We start from the raw sequence: 20,918 nt of genomic DNA, 5'->3' as shown, positions 1-20,918 counted from the left end.
GAAGAGGGATACAAGGGGGATCTCCACCATCTAAGCGTCTCGATGATGACTTTTCAGACATCCTCTAATGGAAAGAGAAAACAATGAGCCATTAGCTACTGACCAATAACTACATTGACGATTTTCTCGTCAGCGCTGAGTTGAAGAATGCGATCGCCTGTCCCATCTTTCCCCCAAAACCTGATTGAATCTATGGGACTTCGCACTACTCGCTCTCGATTCGTCAGCAGTATTACCGCCTCTCCCTTTCTAGCTGGTACCATTCCCAGCAAAACATCAGTTTTATCAGTAAACTGCATCACCTGAGTTCCAATGTCGCCCAAATTTCCCAATCTCAGAGTATTTTCAGGCAAGCGTTTAGCGTAACCCAACCCAGAAACCAGCAATACACTATCATCAGGACGCAGTGTTACACACCCGACAACTTGCTCACCACGCCGCAAACGCGATGCTTGCACTCCCATCGTTGCCCGTCCCATTGCCGGGAACTGTTCCTCAGTAACTTCCACCTTGAGCAAGCGTCCGCCAGTAGTTGCCAAAATTAAATGTTCGCCGCTTTTAGTCAGGTTGACATACTTCAATTCATCATCTTCTTTCAATTTAATTATCGTCAAGCCGCGACCGGAAATATTAGCAAGTTCTACCATTGGTAAACGCTTAATTTTCCCCTGTTTGCTCAAAAGAATTAAATCGGCGTTTTCCGGATCTTTTGGTAAGACAAAATGGGAAAGAATTGTTTCAGCAGCAGCTTGAGCAGAACTAGACAACAATGTTATGAGTGGCGTGCCTCGCGACTGTCCAGTTGTGGGCGGAATATCGCGAACTTTGACCGGGTAAGCTTTGCCGCCACCAGTCAGAACTATTAATTCTGCTGTAGTGTCAGTCTGCTCTAATTGCACCACAAAATCATCTGGACGACTTCCACCGTTACCTTTACCAGACGCTGATTTATTTCCACTTTTTGACAGTCGCCGCACATACCCCCGGCGGGTAAATTCCAGAGTAACTTCTTCTAAGGGTTGTGGATTGTCTGTTGTTTGTTGTGGGTTGTCGGCTGTGGTTTTTTTGTCAGTTTTTCGTTCTTTAGTTTCAGCCGTTTGTCGCGACTTACGAGGGACAACTATTTTGGTACGACGCGCATCTGCGAATTTACGTTTGAGAGTTCGCAAATCTTTCTTCAAAGCTTTCAGTAATTCATGGCGATCGCTTAGTAAAACCCGCAATACTCCTATTCTCTCTGAAAGTTGCTCAAACTCAGCTTGTAAGTTTTGCCTCTCCAACCCCGTCAGGCGGCGCATTGGCATTGCCAGAATTGCATCTGACTGCACTTCACTGATGTTCAACCGTTCTTGCAGGGAGATTTTCGCGCTGCTACCATCGGGAGCATTTCTCAGAATTTCAATTACAGCATCCAGCTGAGATAAAGATGCTACCAACCCTTGCACAATGTGGAGACGTCTTTCTGCCTCCCCTAACTCGTGACTATACTGCCGAGTCAGGGTTTGTTCGCGGAAATTGATAAACTCGTGCAACATTTCGCGCAGTGTCAGTTGGCGCGGTTGTCCGTCTACCAATGCCAGCAAAATCGCTCCAAAGTTGGTACACAGCGCAGTTTGCTTGTAGAGATTACTGAGGACATCTTGAGGGTTGGCGTCTCGTTTCAGTTCTACCACCACGCGCATACCCTCGCGATCGCTCTCATCCCGCAGATCGGCGATGCCCTCGATTCGACCATGATTGACCAGTTCCGCCACCTTTTCAATCCAAGATGCTTTATTCACCTGGAAAGGCAACTCTGTCACCACCAGCGCCGTCCGCCCTCGGCGACCGCGACTGGCTGGCATTTCCTCAATTGTCGCCACTCCCCGCACCGGGATAATACCGCGCCCAGTGCTGTAAGCTTCTCTAATTCCCTCCGTGCCAATAATTTCGCCCCCAGTAGGGAAATCTGGCCCCGGAACCAGCTCCCATAACTTTTCGTCCGATAAATCAGGGCGATCGATAAGGGCAATTAAACCATCCACCACCTCACCCAAGTTGTGCGGCGGTACATTAGTCGCCATACCTACGGCAATTCCAGCGCAACCATTGAGTAACAAAATTGGCAACTGTGCTGGCAGTACAGTTGGTTCCTGTTGGGAGTTGTCAAAGTTGCCAATAAAGTCAACTGTTGCCTCACCAATTTCGCTCAAAAGCGCTTCATTGCCAATCGCCGCTAGTCGCGTCTCTGTGTAGCGCATAGCAGCTGGTGGGTCATTATCCACCGAGCCAAAGTTACCATGACCAGCTAGTAGGGGATAGCGACTGGAAAAATCTTGCACCAGGCGCACCAAAGCGTCATAAACCGACTGGTCGCCGTGGGGGTGATATTTGCCTAAAACGTCTCCCACCACCCTCGCGCACTTGCGATAAGGGCGGTCTGGAGTCAATCCCAGTTCGTGCATAGCATACAAAATACGCCGATGAACTGGCTTTAATCCATCGCGGACATCGGGTAAGGCACGCCCGACAATCACACTCATGGCATATTCAAGATATGACCGTTGCATCTCCGCGTGTAGAGGCGTGGGGATGATCTGTCCAGTCGCCAGCAGGTTCAATTGTTTCGCCATGAGTTTTAATTCCTATTTCCTGAACACACAAAATTTTTTTGCATCTAGAGATTGATGACAAATTGCTTAGCAAATGGCAACGTGACAAAGAACCTTTCACAGTAGGATGGAAACGCAGTTATGACCACGGCTCTGCACAAAAGCACCAATGAAAGGAAAAACTCGATGAAAACCGTTCTGATTGTAGAAGACGATCCGATTAATGCTCGGGTTTTTTCTAAGATTCTGAGCAAGCGAGGTGGCTTGGCAGTTAAGCATACCGAAAATGTAGAAGAGGTAATGCAAATTGCCCAGTCCGGAGAAGCTGACATTATTTTGATGGATGTATCCTTGGCACACAGTGTTTACCAAGGTAAGTCGGTTGATGGCATAAAAATTACCCAAATGTTGAAAGCTGATCCCCAAACGGCTAATTTGCCTATTATCCTGGTTACGGCTCACGCTATGGAGGGAGATCGGGAAAATTTCCTTAAGCAAAGCGGTGCCGATAGCTACATTTCTAAACCAGTGGTCGATCATCAACTGTTTGTGGAGCAAATTATTGCATTGTTGCCACCACAATAGTCTTGAGTCGTAGGGGCAGTGCAATCGCCTGCCCAAAAGAGAAAGCCAAAGTATTCCACGAGAACTCGGTTGCGATCGCTTGACCAAAGACTTTAGCATTTCTGCTTTTACCTCTGGACTGGGTAAAACCCAGTTTAGTACATCTGTATTATTAAAGGAATACGTTGGCTAGTAATGGCTGTTTGCTTATGCTTACAGCTTAATTCTGGTTGAAGCGACTTGGCAGGGAATAGCGATAAGTGTTATCCGCCAGAAACTCCGCTCCCACGTAAGTTAGGGGATGAGTCCAAAAACCTAGCGCCCTAGCAAGAAATTCTATTTTATTGTCTGCCCCCTAAGAAACTCCGCCCAGATGCTTCCACAAACTCAACCTACAATTATTCTTTAGAGGATGTTTAAAAAGTGTTTTTTCTAACGTTACCGCTTCAAGTCCCCCAATTTATGGGGATGCTGGCGGAGAAATCTAAGATTTCAGAGTTACATACATAATTCAAACATCCTCTTAGAAAGTAAGGCAGCTTAGTTCATCTATATTTCCCCAAACAAAGATTCAAACATCCACTTAGAAAGTAAGGCAGTTTAGTTCATCTATATTTCCCCAAACAAAGATTCAAATTCAGCCTTTAAGGAATTAAAATCAGCGACTCTGGCAACTAATAAATTCTCTCTTCCCGCATCCTTTAACCGCTTGTTCCAATACTGGATATTTTCTGAATTGTTCACCCAGAAGTCAACTACCGTATTTAAAACTTCTTCTAAATCCCAGCCTCGCTTAGGCGGAACAACCTCGACTGATTCTAAAAAAGCGTCAAGAGTGCATTTAGGGGTTCCCAAATATTCCACCCCAATGCTGGGGTCTTTTTGAATTATTTCCTGTTGGTGGTTGAAGAAGTATAAAACGGGAGAAACACCTAAAATTTCAAAGGTATATTTCATAGCCGTCACCTGAATTTGTTCTCTCTTTGTGAGTCATACCAATTCTTAGAAGATAGTATGGTCACATTGGTTACATCCTTGGCATCCCACTAAAGTAAATTTTATTGATGTGGAATTAAGAAAACTATCAGCCAAAAGGAATGCGATACTGGTAGTAGGTTCTCTACCTTTAGGTAAAATATACATCCAATTTAACCAAAGCCAGAGATTGTAATGATATTTTTAGCAAATATTTTAATTGAGATTACAAATTTTAAAGGAGAACTGGCGGCGCTGGGTGCCGCATTTTTGTGGGCGATCGCATCCGTAGTTTATGGTCGCTTGGGGCGGCAAATTCCCCCACTGGAACTAAATTTCCTCAAGGGGATAGTAGCGATCGCTCTTTTGATTCTCACCCTACTTTATTCCGGTCAGCTGCTACCTGAAATCAACCCAACTGCTTTGACATTGCTGCTACTCAGCGGCGGACTGGGAATTGGCGTAGGAGATACAGCTTATTTTTCCGCCATTAACTATCTGGGGCCTAGACGCACCTTAATATTAGAAACTTTAGCACCGCCCTTAGCAGCACTGCTTGCCCTGATTTTTTTACAAGAAAAGCTCAGCAGCGCTTCCTGGTGCGGTATTTTATTGACAATTTTAGGCGTGGCTTGGGTGGTGACGGAACGCTTGCCCAATTCCACCCCCAACACCACGCATCTGACTGTGCGCGGGATCAGTTGGGGAATGCTTGCAGCAGTCTCACAGGCAAATGGCGCAGTCCTCTCCCGTGCAGCGCTGGCGCAGTCGAGTATCAGCCCTTTGTGGAGTACCCTGGTGCGGTTGGGAGCTGGGGTGCTGGTATTAGTGCTGTGGTTGTTGCTCAAAGGTAAGCAGCAGAAGACTGCCGAAAGTGTCTCGACGTTGAAGATTTTACAATCTTGGCGAGTGTTGGGAGCGATCGCTTTGACTTCCTTTTTCAGCACCTACCTCGGCATCTGGTTACAACAAACTTCTCTGAAATTCGCACCCGTGGGCATTGCTCAAACTCTCACTTCCACAAGCCCTTTGTTTGTTTTACCCCTGGTAATTTTGATGGGTGAAACGGTCAGTTCTAGAGCTATTTTAGGCGTTTTAATTGCATTAGGTGGCGTGGGTTTGCTGTTCAGCTTGCAGTAGGAAGGCTGTTAAGCAAGACGCAGGTATAACCCTAAAGGGTTATACCTGCGTCTTTTTTAGTTTTTGTTAACTCTATGCAACCTTTTATATGGTGACTTGTAATTCTCAACTCACTATTGATATTCCTTAAGTATTTGGATGTCGTTATTACCTGCTCATACGTGGTTTTCATTATTTCATGTTTAATCATCAACGTTTCATACGTGATTCTTAGTTCTCTATATTTAGTTATAAAGTCGCCATTCATATTTACTCCTTGTTCTGTACCTTTAAATAGGTGAGCGTAAATAAACTCAGCCTAAATTACAGAATTTCTCAAATCCATAATTTTAGAGTTTATTTATGTCTAATACTTAGCTGATAAGAGTCATGGGTAAACGTAATTTTCATTATATTTATAAATTTTTCAGTAAATATGGCTCTTTAGGAAGAGCGCTAACCTGTATAAGACAAAACAATTATTAATCATAATTTAGCTGTTAAAGCCAACTGGAGGGAGCGATCGCTTTTTACAGAGTAACAAGACAAGAGCCAGATATCCCCGTCGCAGCTTGTATTGGGGGAAATCCTCGCATAATGCCATTCTGTAAACAGTTAAAACGCCATTTTCTAACCTGCTTGATGGCGTGGATGATACAGAAACGAAATACATCAAACTAGCGATCGCATTCTTTAAACTACCGCTTTTAAAGTGCATTGATCCACACCTCTAAGAGTGTCCAGAAATGCGAAAACAGCCGGACTTTGAAGGGAATTCGCCAGCACCGCTACTTTAATTACTCTTTCTAAAGGAACTGGTAAACTGTAAACCTGCACTTCTGGCGGTAATGGTTCGGCAGCAAGACGAGGAAGAATAGCTGCTCCTAAACCTTGTAAAACCATACCAACCGTTGTCGAATCTTGCTTAACTTCATAAGCAGGATTTACACGAAAGTTTAAATTTACCAAATGTTGCCGAAGCAAAGCGTAGCAGGCATTGCCGTAAGCCAAGATTAACGGGTAAGTTGCCAACTGCTCCCACGTAATTTTGTCAGTCTCTAGTTTGGGAGTCGGAGGGAGTACAACAATATACTCATCCCGCAAAATTTCCCAGCCTTCAAATTCATCACCACCGGGTAAAGCCGTGAAGCCAATATCAGCATGACCGTCGCGCAAAGCTTGTTCTGCACCCAGATAATCAGAATGTTCGATGATGCTGACGGCAATTTTTGGGTAGCGATCGCGAAACCGAGCGATCGCAGCTGGCAATATGTGGGTTGCTACGCTGCGAAAACAAGCAATTCGCACACTCCCCCCATGCAAGCCTTTTTCTAAGTTGGCTTCTTTTTCTATTGCTCCTAGCAGTTGCAGCACGCTTCGCGCATGATCGATGACTCGTTCCCCTACGGGTGTGAGATGAGCGCCGTGACGACCGCGATAGAGCAAAATCACGCCTAATTCTTCCTCTAGGGTAGCGATCGCATGACTGATCGCTGACTGTGAAAGTTCTAAATGCAGCGCGGCTTCGGTGAAATTGCCGTACTCTGCGACTGTAACCAAGGCACGCAGTTGGGAAAGCTTTATCCGACTGCTATTGATTTCATTCATAGACGTCATGAAGGTAATGTATGAATTTTGCCAAAAGTCTTCATCCTCCATCTATGAATTTTATTCATACTAACTATGCAAATATTACTTTGTTTGTTAAATAAGCAATTGTTAGATTTAATTTATCAGCTAAATTTGTTTCTGCAATCTAACAGCCTTGGTTTGGTTGACCGATATTTTAAGTTCCATTTTGTCGCAGAACATCACCCAACTGGGTTATTTGAATGGGTGATATTACAGCGCCATTAATTCACTCTAAGAAATATGTTCCCAGGCTGAAGTAGGATTATCCGTTACAAATTGGGAGATAAAACAAGTTGGCTATACCAAACTTAATGAAAGCAAAATCAGAAATTTAGCGATTTCCCATTTCCCATAAGGTACTTTTTTATGCAATCTTACATCAGTGAGTTAGACAGACAAAAACTGGAAGATATTTATGCTAAACAATACGAGCAGCCAGTCAAAAAATCAAAACTATCTTTGGTAGTGAATAAAATTTGGCAGCTCTTGATTACCACCTTAACCCAAGAGCCAGAAATAAAAGTTTGGCAGCGAAGCGATCGCTTCGGTAATACTTGGTGGGAAGCCTACAATCCTGCTACTGGTCGCTCTGCCACTTTTGGCAATGAAATAGAACTGTTGAGCTGGATTGAAAAGAGTTATTAGGGATAATTTAAACCAGTTTCAGAGGTTAAAGTAATGAAACTTTCATCTAACAACATTCCTAAATAAAGTTCTCAACAGATTGAGAAAACCGACAATAAAAAAGGAAAATATCCTCCTCTGCTTCGCCCGTTGAGCGCGTTTTGGCAGTTTAGCTATTATTATGCCGAATAAAAAGACCGCAGCAGAGGATAGTGAATAACTTTTGGGCGAATCTCATGAAGACTTGGCGGATGCTATATCAACGCTTGAGTGCTAAAGTCAAACCATCAGCAATTGGAACGAGACTCAGAGAAACCCGTTCATCGCCGTGCAATTTTTCATTAAAAGCTCTAATGCCTTTAGTGCTTTGATCCTGAACTTGAAGATCGGCAACTCGTCCAGACCACAAAACGTTATCGATGACAATTAGACCACCACGACGGATTAATTGTAGCGATCGCTCATAATATCCGTCATAATTCCCCTTATCAGCATCAATGAAGGCAAAATCAAACGTTTCCGCCTGTCCAGATGCTAACAATTGATCCAGGGTCTCTAGTGCTGGTGCAATACGCAGCTCAATTTTATCCGCCACCCCAGCCGCCTGCCAATATCGCCGCGCTACCGAAGTGTACTGCTCACTAACATCGCAAGCGACAATTTTACCAGTCGGGGGAAGGGCAAGGGCAACACACAAAGAGCTATAACCAGTAAATACGCCCACTTCTAGCGTTTTCGTAGCACCCAGCAACTGCACCAAAAGCGCCATAAATTGACCTTGTTCTGGTGAAATTTGCATTCTGGCTTGGGGATGATTGGCGGTTTCTTGTCGCAGTTGTCGCAAAATTTCTGATTCGCGCAAAGAAGCCGATAACAGATAATTGTAGAGCTGGTCATCTAAGCCAAGGGCCTTTTTTGTTGACATCATAGATTTATAACTTAAAGACACCCACAGCCTATACTATCGCTTAAAAGCGCCGCCCCGTTCACGGGTACGAGGCGTATAGCAGGGTTATAAAAATTGGGTGCAAGATGTCAAGGAAACAGAGGAGAAGTAAGAGGGCGATGGTGCGGATATTCTTGATTGTGATTTTGGTAGGATTGCTGACAGCTTGTGGTGTTGCTGCACCGCTACTAAATAGCCAACTGATAGAGAAAGCGATCGCATTTCAAGTCAGTCAAACTCAAAAACAGCTAAGTCAGCAGTTGAACCAGCCAACCCCCAGTGTTCAAATTAGTCAGCTGCGAATTAAGAAGCAGGAATCCTCGATAGTTAACAAGTTACCCACTTACCACCTTCAGGGAACCTACAACCTTAACCTCGAATTCCCCAGTCGTCAGGTGACTCAAAAGCAAAACCTTTTTGATGTTTACCTGCAAAGTCAAATTGAGGGTAAAACTTGGCGTTTGTTGATTCCCGAATCCACAACTGAAGATGCTAAACCTATTTGGCGCAGTTATTTAATTCCTCCCTTGTATTAAATGATACGGTTGGCGAATCTATTAATCTTAAACTGCGTCCGGGCGTACCTGCCTAACCTACGCAGATTAAACTGGTGTGAGTGAGTGAGTGTGTGAGGAGTAAGTTTAAATGCTGAGTTGGGAGCAGACTCCTAGAGAGATATCCCCCGAAGGGTATCTAAATGCTGCCATGCGCGGCGATCGTGTACAGACGCTACGCGACAGGGTATCCGCGCCGCTACGCGATCGCGCTTGGGTAGAAATTGATTTAGCCGCTTTAACTCATAATGTGCGGCAATTGAGACATTTTCTATCGCCGCAGACGGAACTAATGGCGGTGGTGAAAGCTGATGCTTACGGTCATGGTGCTATAACTGTTGCCCAAACGGTTTGTGAAGCGGGTGCTAGTTGGTTGGGTGTGGCTACGATTCCAGAAGGGATTCAACTGCGAGAAGCTGGGATTGAAGCACCGATTCTGATTTTGGGCGCGAGTAATACTCCCGAACAAGTACAAGCGATCGCCCACTGGAATTTGCAACCTACTTTGTGTACGCCACAGCAAGCTTTGGTATTTTCAGAGACACTAGGCATTGAAAATCGTTCTTTATCAGTTCATGTAAAATTAGATACCGGAATGTCACGGCTTGGCACCAGCTGGCAGCAAGCCGCTGAGTTTGTCCAGCTAGTGCAACGGTTGCCGCATCTGAAAATTGCCAGTATATATTCCCACTTGGCAACCGCTGACAGTCCAGACCCCACGGTGATGAGACAGCAGCACGAACGGTTTGAGGAAGCGATCGCCTTCATCGAAGCCACTGGTATTAAAGGGCCGAAACTACACTTAGCAAATTCCGCCGCCGCCTTAACTGACCCCTCCTTACACTACGACATGGTGCGAGTCGGTTTAGCTACTTACGGGCTTTACCCAGCGCCGCATCTAAAAGCGATTAACCTCAAGCCAGTTATGCAGGTAAAAGCGCGTATAACGCAAGTAAAAGATATTGCATCAGGTACTGGTGTCAGCTACGGTTATCAATTTATCGCCAGTGAGAATATGCGCCTCGCCGTTGTTGGCATTGGCTACGCCGATGGTATTCCTCGCAATCTCTCCAACAAAATGCAAGTTTTGATCCGAGGTCAGCTAGTGCCGCAAGTGGGGGCAATTACGATGGATCAGTTGATGCTGGATGTCAGCGCTATTCCCGACTTGCAAACTGGCGAAGTTGTCACTCTACTGGGGAAACAGGGAGAATTTCAAATTTCCGCCGACGACTGGGCGGCGACTTTAGGCACAATTTCCTGGGAAATTCTCTGCGGCTTCAAGCACCGTTTGCCTCGCGTAGCAGTAGGTGAAGCACTGGAAATTTCAGATCAAGCTGCATCATCTTAACTTTTCTATCCCTGTTAGATACGGGAAGAACCTCACAAAAACCCCTCTTTGCTGGCAAAGAGGGGTTTTTGTGGCTTGCAGCTTTCTTAGTCCCACTTGGGAGGAATAGCACTTAACTTTTGCCCTGCCCTCAAGCCCTGAACTAACGTACTCTTCGAGAAGCCGCTTCGCGTTTACGGGCTGAAAAGCTTGCTATATATGGGTTTCAACCCTTTCAAACGGGTTGAAGCTTTGAGCTGTGAAATTTATTTCACAGCTCCACTTTAGAGCGATCGCACATCTCGCAGATTAAATTTCTGGAAAATGCCCAAGCTCTATTGGAGTAGAACATAGCTGCACATTGGACAATCTATCCAAAGTCTTAAATAGTTAGTTTGAGGAAAATATGAGAATAGTCAAAAATGTTTTAGTCAATACTCAAGTAGTTACCTTGACGGGGCTTGTGGCTACTTTGATGCTGTCAGCAGCACCTGCTTCTGCACAGTCAAAAATTCCTCAGCGTGAAATGTCTTATTGCATGGCAACGCTGACCGGTCAAACTCCGGGGGCGCGGGTTAATTTGCGTTCCGGCCCTGGCACAAACTATCAGCAGAAAGGTTATGGACTTGTGGGCGATCGCGTTCACATATTACGAGAGTCCGGTGGTACCCCTCAAGATTTAGCAGTCGTTGAGAATCGCCAAGGGTTTTCTTGGTACAGAGTTGGGTTTCCCAAAAGTGGCGCTCGTGGCTGGGTTCGCGGAGACTTCATGACTCCTGAATGCTTCAACTAATCTAAGTTGCGCTCAAAAATGTCATTTTAGGCGAAGCATCTTTGAGGCGCTTCGCTTTATTCTTTTACCACTATTGCCCCCTAGTCTTAAAAAAGGGGGTATTCTCAAAGCCCCTTTGGGTTTGGGCAAAGCAAATGGGTTGGGCAAACTGTATTCAGCGATCGCAGGCTATCGGGGATAGAATTATTTTACTTGCCAATTTTTATTCCTTAAACTTGTTAAAGTGCGATATTGCCATTCACCCTGAATAAATATTCCTTGGCGTATCCTTCAATAACAAATCCCAATCTTTTTATAGCAATCCTATTTGAGTTTTCAGATTACTAGCCCTTCAGATACCCGACTTCTCTAGGAAGTCGGGTATCTCACCTTCACAAATCATTTAGGACTGCGATCGCACATTACCGCTGCGCTGATTGTGGGGTAGATAAAAAAAGATATATTGATTGGAAGTATAAAAACGATTGAGAATGGATAATTTTTCTGTTGAGACTGCATCGCAGTTATGGAACTACCTGGTTAATCAAACGTACTTTAAGATTTTACAGAACCTTCTCTGGGCGGCTGGGATTCTGCTGCTCACACGATTAGCCGTAGGTTGGATAGGTGGTCTTACCCGTAAAACACTCAGTCGCACAGAACCAACTCTACGCAAGTTTCTGGTTCAGGTAGCGGAGATTTTTACGCTGGTGGTCGGAATTGTGGCAGTTCTCAATAAGTTGGGAATTCAGACAACCAGCGTCGTTGCGGTGCTGGGGGCTGCTGGTTTAGCAGTGGGTTTGGCATTGCAGAATACCCTATCCCACTTTGCTGCGGGTGTGATGCTAATTAGTACGCGCCCGTTTGAGGTAGGAGATTTTATTGAAGGTGCAGGGGTTGCTGGTGTGGTAGATGCTATTGGGACTTTCTCTACTACGCTAATAACGCGAGATAACGTGGTGATTACGGTGCCGAATGGTCAATTATTTAGTGGAAATCTCAAAAATACCTCAGCACTGGGTAAGCGACGAGTGGATTTGGAAATTGATATAGGTGAGCGCCCGATTGAACCCACGATAACTCTACTTTTATCCCTAGTTCAACCTCATCCCTTAATCTTGGATGAACCAAAACCGACTTGTCACGTTTCCTCAATCTCAGCAACAGGGACAGTTTTATATCTACGTCCTTGGTGTAGTACGGAAGCTTACGATCATGTGCGTTCGGAAGTGCAACAACTGGTTAAAGAAGCACTGCGGACTGACTCGCCAGTAGTATAAGCTAAGAGCGATCGCTATCTGCTTCCTTGCTTCCCTGAATCGGAATCTCAATCAAAAATTCTGTCCCTTTCCCTAGTTCAGACAGACACTTCAAGACTCCTTTATGCTTCTCGACCACAATTTGATAGCTAATTGATAATCCTATTCCCGTCCCCTTGCCTACAGGTTTTGTGGTAAAAAACGGATCGAATATCTGTTCTCGGATCGCTTCCGATATCCCAGAACCATTATCAGCAATGCTGATTAAAACAGAATTTTCTACTGCCTCGGTGCGAATGCGAATTGTAGGGGTTTTTGACTGGGGATTGGGGATTGGGAATTGGGAAGAGGAAATTGCGTCCTTCTGTTTCCCAGTCAAGAGTTCCCATTCCTCAGTTTCCATCTCCACCAGCGCATCAATAGCATTGCTCAAAATATTCATAAACACCTGGTTCAGGGGGCCAGGGTAGCATTCAACGGGTGGAAGGATGCCGTACTCTTTGATTACTACAATGCCGGGATTAACCCCTGTGGCTTTGAGCCGATGCTGTAAGATTAATAGCGTACTGTTGATACCTTCATGGATGTCAACACGTTTCTTTTTTGCCTCATCCAACCGGGAGAAGCTGCGTAGCGACTTAACGATTTGATGAATACGGTCGGTACCCACTTTCATAGAAGACAGGGTTTTAGGCAAATCTTGCGTGATAAAGTCCAAGTCAATCGCTTCTGCTTTTTCTTGGATATCTAAATCGGGATCGGGATACCGCTGTTGGTAGAGAGATAACAAATCGAGGAGATCGCTAACGTAGTCATTAACATAGGGCAGATTGCCGTGGATGAAGGTGACGGGATTGTTAATCTCATGGGCCACACCAGCAACCAGTTGACCTAAGCTTGACATTTTTTCACTCTGAATCAGTTGAGCTTGAGTTTGCCGTAATGTTTTTAAAGTTTGCAACAGACGCTTATTAGTCTGGCGCAGTGCCTCTTCTACTCGCTGACTCTTAGTGATGGTACGTTCTAACTTAGTTACATTAATCCGTAGATCCAGCTGCGCGATCGCTTGACGACCCAATCTTTGCAGCGCATCCAGTTGTGCTGGCGTTAGATTGCGAGGAACCCGGTCAAGCACGCACAGAGTACCGATTCCAAAGCCATTGGCTGTTACTAGAGGTGTTCCGGCATAGAACCGGATATCGGGGCCATGTGTCACCAACGGATTATTGGCAAATCGCTCATCTTCTAAGGCATCTGGCACAACCAGCATTTCATCCGGTTTGGATATAGCATGGGCGCAGAAAGCAATCTCTCTGGGGGTTTCGGTTGCTTCCACGCCGATTTTTGACTTAAACCACTGTCTATGAGCATCCACCAAGCTGATTAAGGCAATAGGAGTGCCACAAATCTGGGCTGCCAAAGCTGTTAGATCGTCGAATGCCTCTTCCGGGGGAGTATCGATAATTTTGTACTGATTCAGCTCTTTTAGCCTTTCTTCCTCGTTGAGAGGCACTGGAGGGCTTTTACTGACTGCTTTGATGGGCGGGGTTGGCTCCGGGATGGCATCATTTGTAAGGTTTGGTTCGCGCCTTTTAGGAATTGACTGGCGATGCCTTGTTCTGGAAAAATGAATGTAAAGAGCTTGAATACATTCATCAATAAAATCCAATATTCTTTGAAAAAGCCTTTTCACACTTGGGTTATAAACGCTTATTTAAGGTTATGGTAGATCATTTATTATGACTACTATTTTGTACATAGACCCAAGTTATACAACTACGCAAATAGGCTTAAATTTTCTCAGCTAAAAAGCTGAATGTGAAAAAAACCTCCAAGGCTGAGTACAGCGAGGAGGTTTGTAGGGTTTTTTAGAGGCTGTTTTATCCTCGTTACGGTAGATCAGTGTACCTACCGTAGCGAGAAACAGGTTCGCCAGAGCTAATTTTAGGCACTAACTGAACTCAGCTCTTTTGCTGGTTCTTCCAATAAATGAGTGTAGAGTTCACCCAGTTGCGATGCCACGCCATCCCAGCTGAAGTGCTTCTCTACCCGGACTCTAGCTTTCTTACCCAGTTCTTTAGCCCATTCTGGATTTGCCAGAATGCGGTCAATGGCGACGGCAAAAGCTGCATCATCCTTGGGAGGAGCCAGTAACCCAGTTTCTTCGGGTACGACGGTGTACTGGAGTCCACCGACATCGCTGGCGACTACGGGTGTTTCGGAAGCCATCGCTTCAATTGCTACTAAACCGAAGGGTTCATAGTGACTGGGGACAACGCAGACATCGGCAGCAGCATAGTAACTGGGGAGGGTATCGTCGCCCAGCCGTCCGGGGAAGGTGGTGATGTCTCGCAATCCCACTTCGCCGACAATTTTTTCGATGCGATCGCGTTCAATGCCATCACTTTGACCTGGACGAGATCCGCCACCGATAACTAGCTTCACGTTTTGATCGCGCATCTGGGACTTGGCAACGGCCCGAACCACGGTTTCAATCCCTTTACGACGATCAAATCGACCCACATAAAACACGACTTTAGCGTTCGGGTCGATTCCTAGTTTCTCTCTTGCTGCTTCGCGGCTAACTGAACCAAACTTGCGGATATCGGTGCCACAGGGAATGATGTCAATGCTGCCTTTTGTGGAAACAAGCGATCGCATATGTTCTTTTTCCTGCGGGCTTGTTGCTACAATTCGATCTGCTTTCTCTAATACCTTCTTCTCTACTTCTAATCGGGTAGTGGCAATTAGAGGAATGGTTGAAACCGACTTATACTTGACTGCTCCCAAGGAGTGGTATGTATGAACTAACTGGATCGGTAGGATTTTCTTTAGCTCCATTCCTACCCAAGACGAGAGCCAATAATTAGTGTGTACTACAGAATATTCAATACCTTCTTGCTGCTGAAATTTTAGCAGTTGTTCAACAAACGTTGGCAAATACTCGAACAGATTGTCTCTCGGCACAAATTGTTCAGGGCCTGCGCTTAAGCGAATCGTTCGGCAATTGGCACTATGTTCAACAATTGTGGGTTGCTCTGGACTCACTTTGCGGGTAAACATATCTACCTGCCACCCTTGTTTAGCTAGTGCCTCACCCACCTGCCTTACATAAACGTTTTGCCCGCCTGCTTCTTCCTTGCCAATTTCAATTGCTGGATCTCCGTGGACTGAGATGAGAGCAATGTGTTGTTTTATCGTAGATAGCATATGTTTTGTTGGTGTTGAAACTCAACGATGTTTAGGGCGTAGGTTGATATCTTACTCAGTTGCCTCTTTAGCCCACTGAAATTTTGAGCTTGATATTTTACTGTTATCTTACTTCAGCTCACCGAATCTTAAAGAATCTTTATGAGCTATTGATTCTTAGGATATAACCTTAACCTGATGTTCAACATCAACTACTGGGGGGAATCTGCCAGCCTAGTTACTTCCCACTTGGGAAGTAGAGATGGGTACATTTGAGTATTTTGGCACCTTCCCAAAGGAATAAAAAATTTATATCAAATGGGATAGATCCTTGAGTGCGATCGCGAAGCGTATGCGCTAACGCGATCACACTCAATGCTTTTGTTTCTCGGGCTGAGTAAATGACCATTTCCTTGCTAGAACTGTATTATTTGAATCGTCAAGCCCATATTGGTACTGCCCTTAATACCTAATTTTAGTTTATTTCTTTAAAAAAGCAAAAAAAGCTTGAGGCGAACGGTTTGCAATTTATCAAAACCTGCTACTATATATAATTGTCACCCTGGAGAGGTGGCTGAGTGGTCGAAAGCGACAGATTGCTAATCTGTTGTACGGTTGGTAACTCCGTACCGAGGGTTCGAATCCCTCCCTCTCCGTTTTTGAATATATAACCCCTGTCAGCTCCTGGCGATGTTCAAGGATTGCAGCGTTGCGGGTATATTGCGGATATAGTGAGTAACTTAAGATAAATAAAATATTTTATTTCCCTTGCGGACTGTGGAAGAGTTGAGCAAACAAATGGATAAATCAGCAACAGCTTCACGGATCAAGCGTGGTCGGGCGATCGCTTTGTTCATTACCACATTAGCTACAGGTTTATTGACCGCGGCTTGTGAGAATACTACCCAAAGCAGCAGTAACCCACAAACGAGTAGCCCCACCGAGACAACAACTGCTTCAGCCCCAGCCACCAACGCCAAAGGACTCAAAATAGGATCGCTGCTGCCGACAACAGGCGATCTATCCTCAGTTGGACAACCCTTACCGGATGCCGTCCGCTTGTTAGTAGACACTGTAAACCAGTGCGGCGGTGTCAACGGTGAACCAGTGACATTTATTCCTGAAGATGACCAAACCGATCCTAATGCTGGCGCAGCAGCAATGACCAAACTGGCGCAAGTAGACAGAGTGGCTGGTGTCGTTGGTTCCTTTGCCAGCAGCGTCTCTACTGCCGCCCTGCCTATAGCTGTACGCAACAAAGTAATGTTTATTTCTCCAGGCAGCACCAGTCCTGTATTTACAGAACGAGCTAAAACAGGAGAATATAACGGCTTTTGGGCGCGGACTGCTCCCCCCGATACCTATCAAGCGCAAGCGTTGGCAAAATTAGCCAGCGAGAGAGGCTTTAAGCGCGTTGCCACTGTAGTCATCAACAACGATTATGGTGTTGGCTTTGAGAAAGAATTTGTGCAAGCCTTCAAAAAACTTGGTGGAACGGTTGTCAACGAAGGTAAGCCGACTCGCTACGACCCGAAAGCCGCCACATTTGAAAGTGAAGCCGCAGCAGCTTTTAATGACAAGCCTGACGCTGTGGCAGCTGTTCTCTACGCCGAAACTGGTAGTTTGTTCTTGAAGTCTGCCTACGAGCAAGGTTTAAGTAAAGACGTGACGGTGATGCTCACCGATGGTGTCTATTCCGAAGACTTTCCCGAACAAGTGGGTAAAAGCAGTGACGGTAAGTTTATTTTGGATGGAGCAATTGGGACAGTTCCTGGTGCCAATGGCCCAGCTTTAGCTGAGTTCACCAAGTTATGGAAAGACAAGACCGGAAAGGAACTGAGTGCCTATGTTCCTCACGGTTGGGATGCCGCAGCTTTGATGGTACTCGCCGCAGAAGCCGCTAAGTCGAACACTGGCGAAGGCATTAAAAGCAAGATTCGTGATGTTGCTAACGCCCCAGGCACAGAAGTAACTGATGTCTGCAAAGCTATGGAGTTAGTGCGGAAGGGAGAAGATATTAACTACCAGGGAGCCAGCAGCAACGTGGATATCGATGCCAACGGCGATGTAGTTGGTAATTACGATGTCTGGAAGGTAGAACCGGATGGCAAAGTAGATGTAACGGGTAAAGTTAGCCCTCAATAGAAGGAGGAAAAAGGTAAAAGACAAAATTAAGAAATTCTTTTTTTTGCCTTTTACCTTTTATTTTTTTTAGAAGCCGGAGAAGGTGTAACCAACACCAACCATTAGGCCTACTGGTATTTCATCGTCTTGAAAACCAACATTTAAAGCCGCTGTTGCTGTAAATTCGCGTGACAAGGGAACATCGACACCACCAGTAGCCAGGAAACCAATAGTGCTGTCATCACCTGTAGAAATGGTCACGCCGCCACCAACGTAAGGGGCGAATCTGAGAGTTTCAAATGGGTCTGTTTGCCGGATGTTAAAGTCGTAAGTGACGGGAATCAAAAAGGTAGCATCGTCACCGATTAACACCGAGGGACGTACTGACAGAGTGTTGCTAAGACCAATTTTGCTAATTATCGCGAAGCTGCCATCACCCAATGCGGTATCACCGCCAAAACCGATATTAACTCCAGCTCCGATGTAACTACGACCGGAACGGGTAGCGCGACCAAGTTCGATGTCTGTTTGGGCAACTTTGTTTTGCGATCGCGTTTCTGAACTTGTCTGTTGAGGCTGCTCTGTTAGAGCAGCGGCAGAGGTGCTTGCGCCTGGAAATGGTTTATTTGCCACCAGATCGGCAGCTGTTCCGGTTCCATTTGCCGCCGAGCGATCGCGCATCGAAGGCAGAGCAGTTGCATCTGCATTCTCATTGATAACTTTCTCTTGGCTGCTGCTGTCTTGTGGCAAGACTGAAGCAGTTGATTCGGTAGCGATTTGGACACCTAAAGCTGCAACGGCTGGGTTGCTTTCTGTTAGGGGAATCTCCGCTGCGTCTGTCGCTGCTTCCACCGCTACAGGTTCTGAATCCACGGTGACAGCAGTCTCCATGTCAGTGATGGCATCGGGTGTCTCAGCTTGCGCTGACAACCCACCACCTACGACACATAGAGCTGTCAGACCCAATAGGAAAGAAACGTGCTTGAAAAAATTAGTATTCACGGACACTCCTCCAAAATTTACTAAAAAACTTACCAAAGCCCAACTTTACAGCCTATTATCACGGAAATTATAATTCCATGACGTTAATTTAGAAAATTTTCCAAATTTTCGCTACCTACCAGGGAATAAACTTGGCTGGGGATTGGGATTTGGGGATTTGGAATTTGGAATTGGGGATTGGGGATTGGGGATTGGGGAGAATAATTTAGGGTTTAGGCTTCACCGTTGGGAGAAAGACTGCCCATTGCGGCGACGAATTGCTGGGAGAGAAAAGGCAAAATCGCTTTGTTTTGGCTGTTAGTTTTGCCTTCGGTAAAGGCAACTAGCAGAAAAGGTTGCAAGCCTGGTATCTCAATGTAGGCAGCATCGTGACGCACACTTGAAGTCCAACCAGCTTTAGACCACAATTGGGCTTTTTGGGGAAGTCCGGCACCTAAGAAACCGCGAACCTGATTTTCTTCGTTGGAGGTTTCATCGTCTTCTAGTTTGAGACTGCGTTTCATCAGGCTCATCATTGCTTGCGATCGCGCACTCTCAACCGCCACACCACCGACAATGCTGTGCAGCAGCCTCGCTGTGGCATTCGTCGTCACCATATTGCGATTCTCCATCATCTCCCCCACAAATACCCGTTCTCGCCCATACGGACCATCACCCCACGTTTTTTGATTGACATTGATGGTTTCCATCTCTGTCCAACCGAGGGATTGAAAGTAGCGATTGACAATGTTACGCTGCTGCTTCCAGGTTTCAAATGGCCCAGGCGGTAACTCTGGCCCGCTAGTTGTCCCAGTCAAGACATCCAGAACTAAACTGGTCGCATCGTTGCTGGAATCAATTATCATGTCGCGGATGGCTCGTTCTAACTCGGTTGAGGTTTGGATCATGCCTGTTTCCAGCCATTCTTGTACGGCGACGAGATAGAACAGTTTCACGACGCTGGCTGGGTAAATTCGCTCGACACCGCGATAGCTAAAGCCTCGGACTGGGTATTTCCAAAATTCCGCTGCACTGAGCGCACCACCAGTATTTACTGGCACAGGGGGATCGTAAACTATCCAGGTAAGGGCGATTTGGTTGCGCGCTAAACTGGGAAATTCTGCCCAGGCGGTTTCTAAGATGCGATCACCCAGTTTTTCTAGTTGTTCGTTTTTTTGAAAAAATGTCATTTGATCAGATGTTAAATGTCAGTTGTTGATTAGTTTTTACCACCAAGAGAGGTCGCACTGACTAATGACCATTGACCAATTGTGTGAGTATCGTTGCCAAGTTAATCTGAATCTCTATGATTCCCCCAACTGTACTCGTTTGGCAACTCAGGCAGCATCTGGGCGTCACTTGCGGGTTTCGTCGATGTACGATACAGCTTTGCAGGTGTGCCTGTGCGAGGATGACTATACAGCCTGGTTAGCGATTGAAGACAAGAGCAAAATTGAGCAGGCGAAAACGCCTTATCAAGCGATCGCACTCTCCAGGGCAGAAATCCAAAACCGCTTACACAAGGTAATTGCCTTTACCCTAGCAGCAATGCAACAGCCTAATTATTACCTGTGGGGTGGTACACTCGGCCCTAACTATGACTGTTCTGGGCTGATGCAGGCAGCTTTTGCCTCGGTAGGGATTTGGTTGCCCAGAGATTCCTATCAGCAAGAGGCTTTTGTAGAGACGCAAAATTTCGCGTCTCTACAACCAGGCGATTTAATTTTTTTTGGCGTTAATGATAGAACAACCCATGTAGGTTTGTATCTAGGAGATGGGCGTTATATTCATAGTTCCGGTAAAGAGCAGGGACGCAACGGAATTGGAATTGATTGCCTCTCACCACAGGGTGATTCCATTAGTCAGTCTTATTATGAACAGTTGCGTTCTTGTGGGCGAGTGGTTGCAAGTTATCAGCCCCTGGCATAACAAAATTAAATGATTCGTGAAGGCAAGATACCCGACTTCTTCAAGAAGTCGGGTATCTGAAGGGCTGGCTCACAACCCTTATCTTGATTGCTATAGTAGGCTAAGTTTAAGAACGTCACCCAGCACTCATATAGCAATCTTTGCATTAGGAAATATTTTTTGTTTGTAGCACAGGCATCACGAGAGAGATAGGCTGTCTGATCTGTCAGATTGTTATATAGCGTTTCCTAGTCTGCTGAGGTACAGTAACAGCAGTGTGTAAACCAATTTTGGATGTCCTTCAAGGAGAGCTTATTAAATGCTTCCTCTATGGCTTTGGCTAAGTCAGG

At 45.6% G+C, this 20,918-nt stretch carries 18 protein-coding genes and 1 tRNA gene; 10 read left to right on the top strand and 9 right to left on the bottom strand.

Annotated features, from left to right (window positions below):
- Nucleotides 1-95: 95 nt before the first annotated feature.
- The gene (locus NDI42_RS20915) at nucleotides 96-2,612 is read right to left on the bottom strand and encodes a DNA gyrase/topoisomerase IV subunit A (RefSeq protein WP_190458223.1); all 2,517 of its coding nucleotides are present in this window, start codon (nucleotides 2,610-2,612) and stop codon (nucleotides 96-98) included.
- 165 nt (nucleotides 2,613-2,777) lie between these two features.
- On the opposite strand from NDI42_RS20915, the gene NDI42_RS20910 reads away from it, so the two are divergent.
- Entirely contained in the window at nucleotides 2,778-3,176 is a 399-nt protein-coding gene (locus tag NDI42_RS20910) for a response regulator (protein ID WP_190427293.1), read from the top strand.
- A 588-nt stretch (nucleotides 3,177-3,764) separates the two neighbouring features.
- Here NDI42_RS20910 and NDI42_RS20905 read toward each other — a convergent pair.
- Nucleotides 3,765-4,112 (bottom strand): YlmC/YmxH family sporulation protein, encoded by a 348-nt coding sequence (locus NDI42_RS20905; RefSeq protein ID WP_190427290.1) that lies wholly within the window; start codon nucleotides 4,110-4,112, stop codon nucleotides 3,765-3,767.
- A 213-nt stretch (nucleotides 4,113-4,325) separates the two neighbouring features.
- Here NDI42_RS20905 and NDI42_RS20900 point away from each other — a divergent pair, with 213 nt between their 5' ends.
- Nucleotides 4,326-5,270, top strand: a complete 945-nt coding sequence (locus tag NDI42_RS20900; RefSeq protein WP_190458221.1) for a DMT family transporter — start codon at nucleotides 4,326-4,328, stop codon at nucleotides 5,268-5,270.
- A gap of 472 nt (nucleotides 5,271-5,742) precedes the next feature.
- On the opposite strand, the gene NDI42_RS20895 is transcribed toward NDI42_RS20900, so the two are convergent.
- A complete protein-coding gene (locus tag NDI42_RS20895; protein ID WP_190458218.1) occupies nucleotides 5,743-5,967 on the bottom strand; it encodes a hypothetical protein in 225 nt (74 codons plus the stop codon).
- On the bottom strand, nucleotides 5,943-6,857 hold the full coding sequence (locus NDI42_RS20890) for a LysR substrate-binding domain-containing protein (RefSeq protein WP_190458216.1): 915 nt from the start codon (nucleotides 6,855-6,857) through the stop codon (nucleotides 5,943-5,945). The genes NDI42_RS20895 and NDI42_RS20890 overlap by 25 nt, the downstream gene beginning before the upstream one ends.
- A gap of 390 nt (nucleotides 6,858-7,247) precedes the next feature.
- Between NDI42_RS20890 and NDI42_RS20885 the strand changes: the two genes are divergently transcribed.
- On the top strand, nucleotides 7,248-7,526 hold the full coding sequence (locus NDI42_RS20885; RefSeq protein WP_190458215.1) for a hypothetical protein: 279 nt from the start codon (nucleotides 7,248-7,250) through the stop codon (nucleotides 7,524-7,526).
- 238 nt (nucleotides 7,527-7,764) lie between these two features.
- Here NDI42_RS20885 and NDI42_RS20880 read toward each other — a convergent pair whose 3' ends face one another.
- Nucleotides 7,765-8,433 (bottom strand): class I SAM-dependent methyltransferase, encoded by a 669-nt coding sequence (locus NDI42_RS20880; RefSeq protein WP_242017768.1) that lies wholly within the window; start codon nucleotides 8,431-8,433, stop codon nucleotides 7,765-7,767.
- Nucleotides 8,434-8,570: 137 nt separating this feature from the next.
- Between NDI42_RS20880 and NDI42_RS20875 the strand changes: the two genes are divergently transcribed.
- The 4 genes from NDI42_RS20875 (at nucleotide 8,571) to NDI42_RS20860 (ending at nucleotide 12,387) form a co-directional block, all read left to right on the top strand.
- Nucleotides 8,571-8,987, top strand: a complete 417-nt coding sequence (locus NDI42_RS20875; protein ID WP_190458213.1) for a hypothetical protein — start codon at nucleotides 8,571-8,573, stop codon at nucleotides 8,985-8,987.
- Between the two features lie 169 nt (nucleotides 8,988-9,156).
- A complete protein-coding gene (gene alr / locus NDI42_RS20870; protein WP_199311337.1) occupies nucleotides 9,157-10,356 on the top strand; it encodes an alanine racemase in 1,200 nt (399 codons plus the stop codon).
- A 385-nt stretch (nucleotides 10,357-10,741) separates the two neighbouring features.
- Nucleotides 10,742-11,128 carry an SH3 domain-containing protein gene (locus NDI42_RS20865; protein ID WP_242017767.1) on the top strand — a complete coding sequence of 129 codons (387 nt, stop codon included), beginning with the start codon at nucleotides 10,742-10,744 and terminating at the stop codon, nucleotides 11,126-11,128.
- A 470-nt stretch (nucleotides 11,129-11,598) separates the two neighbouring features.
- A complete protein-coding gene (locus NDI42_RS20860) occupies nucleotides 11,599-12,387 on the top strand; it encodes a mechanosensitive ion channel family protein (RefSeq protein WP_190458209.1) in 789 nt (262 codons plus the stop codon).
- Nucleotide 12,388: 1 nt separating this feature from the next.
- Here NDI42_RS20860 and NDI42_RS20855 read toward each other — a convergent pair whose 3' ends face one another.
- Complete coding sequence (locus tag NDI42_RS20855) at nucleotides 12,389-14,059, bottom strand: sensor histidine kinase (protein ID WP_348231466.1); 1,671 nt, start codon at nucleotides 14,057-14,059, stop codon at nucleotides 12,389-12,391.
- 251 nt (nucleotides 14,060-14,310) lie between these two features.
- Complete coding sequence (locus NDI42_RS20850; protein ID WP_190458207.1) at nucleotides 14,311-15,576, bottom strand: glycosyltransferase family 4 protein; 1,266 nt, start codon at nucleotides 15,574-15,576, stop codon at nucleotides 14,311-14,313.
- 543 nt (nucleotides 15,577-16,119) lie between these two features.
- Between NDI42_RS20850 and NDI42_RS20845 the strand changes: the two genes are divergently transcribed.
- Both NDI42_RS20845 and NDI42_RS20840 read left to right on the top strand, forming a co-directional pair.
- A tRNA-Ser gene (locus NDI42_RS20845) sits at nucleotides 16,120-16,211 on the top strand.
- Between the two features lie 142 nt (nucleotides 16,212-16,353).
- Complete coding sequence (locus NDI42_RS20840) at nucleotides 16,354-17,700, top strand: ABC transporter substrate-binding protein (RefSeq protein ID WP_190458205.1); 1,347 nt, start codon at nucleotides 16,354-16,356, stop codon at nucleotides 17,698-17,700.
- Nucleotides 17,701-17,766: 66 nt separating this feature from the next.
- On the opposite strand, the gene NDI42_RS20835 is transcribed toward NDI42_RS20840, so the two are convergent.
- Both NDI42_RS20835 and NDI42_RS20830 read right to left on the bottom strand, forming a co-directional pair.
- Nucleotides 17,767-18,681 carry a hypothetical protein gene (locus tag NDI42_RS20835; protein WP_199311335.1) on the bottom strand — a complete coding sequence of 305 codons (915 nt, stop codon included), beginning with the start codon at nucleotides 18,679-18,681 and terminating at the stop codon, nucleotides 17,767-17,769.
- 212 nt (nucleotides 18,682-18,893) lie between these two features.
- Complete coding sequence (locus tag NDI42_RS20830; protein ID WP_190458201.1) at nucleotides 18,894-19,850, bottom strand: serine hydrolase; 957 nt, start codon at nucleotides 19,848-19,850, stop codon at nucleotides 18,894-18,896.
- A 64-nt stretch (nucleotides 19,851-19,914) separates the two neighbouring features.
- Here NDI42_RS20830 and NDI42_RS20825 point away from each other — a divergent pair, with 64 nt between their 5' ends.
- Entirely contained in the window at nucleotides 19,915-20,589 is a 675-nt protein-coding gene (locus NDI42_RS20825) for a C40 family peptidase (protein ID WP_190458199.1), read from the top strand.
- The last annotated feature ends 329 nt before the right edge of the window (nucleotides 20,590-20,918 follow it).

Source organism: Funiculus sociatus GB2-C1 (assembly GCF_039962115.1).
In the GTDB taxonomy this organism is placed as follows: domain Bacteria; phylum Cyanobacteriota; class Cyanobacteriia; order Cyanobacteriales; family FACHB-T130; genus Funiculus; species Funiculus sociatus.
This window is presented reverse-complemented; position numbering and strand designations above follow the sequence as displayed.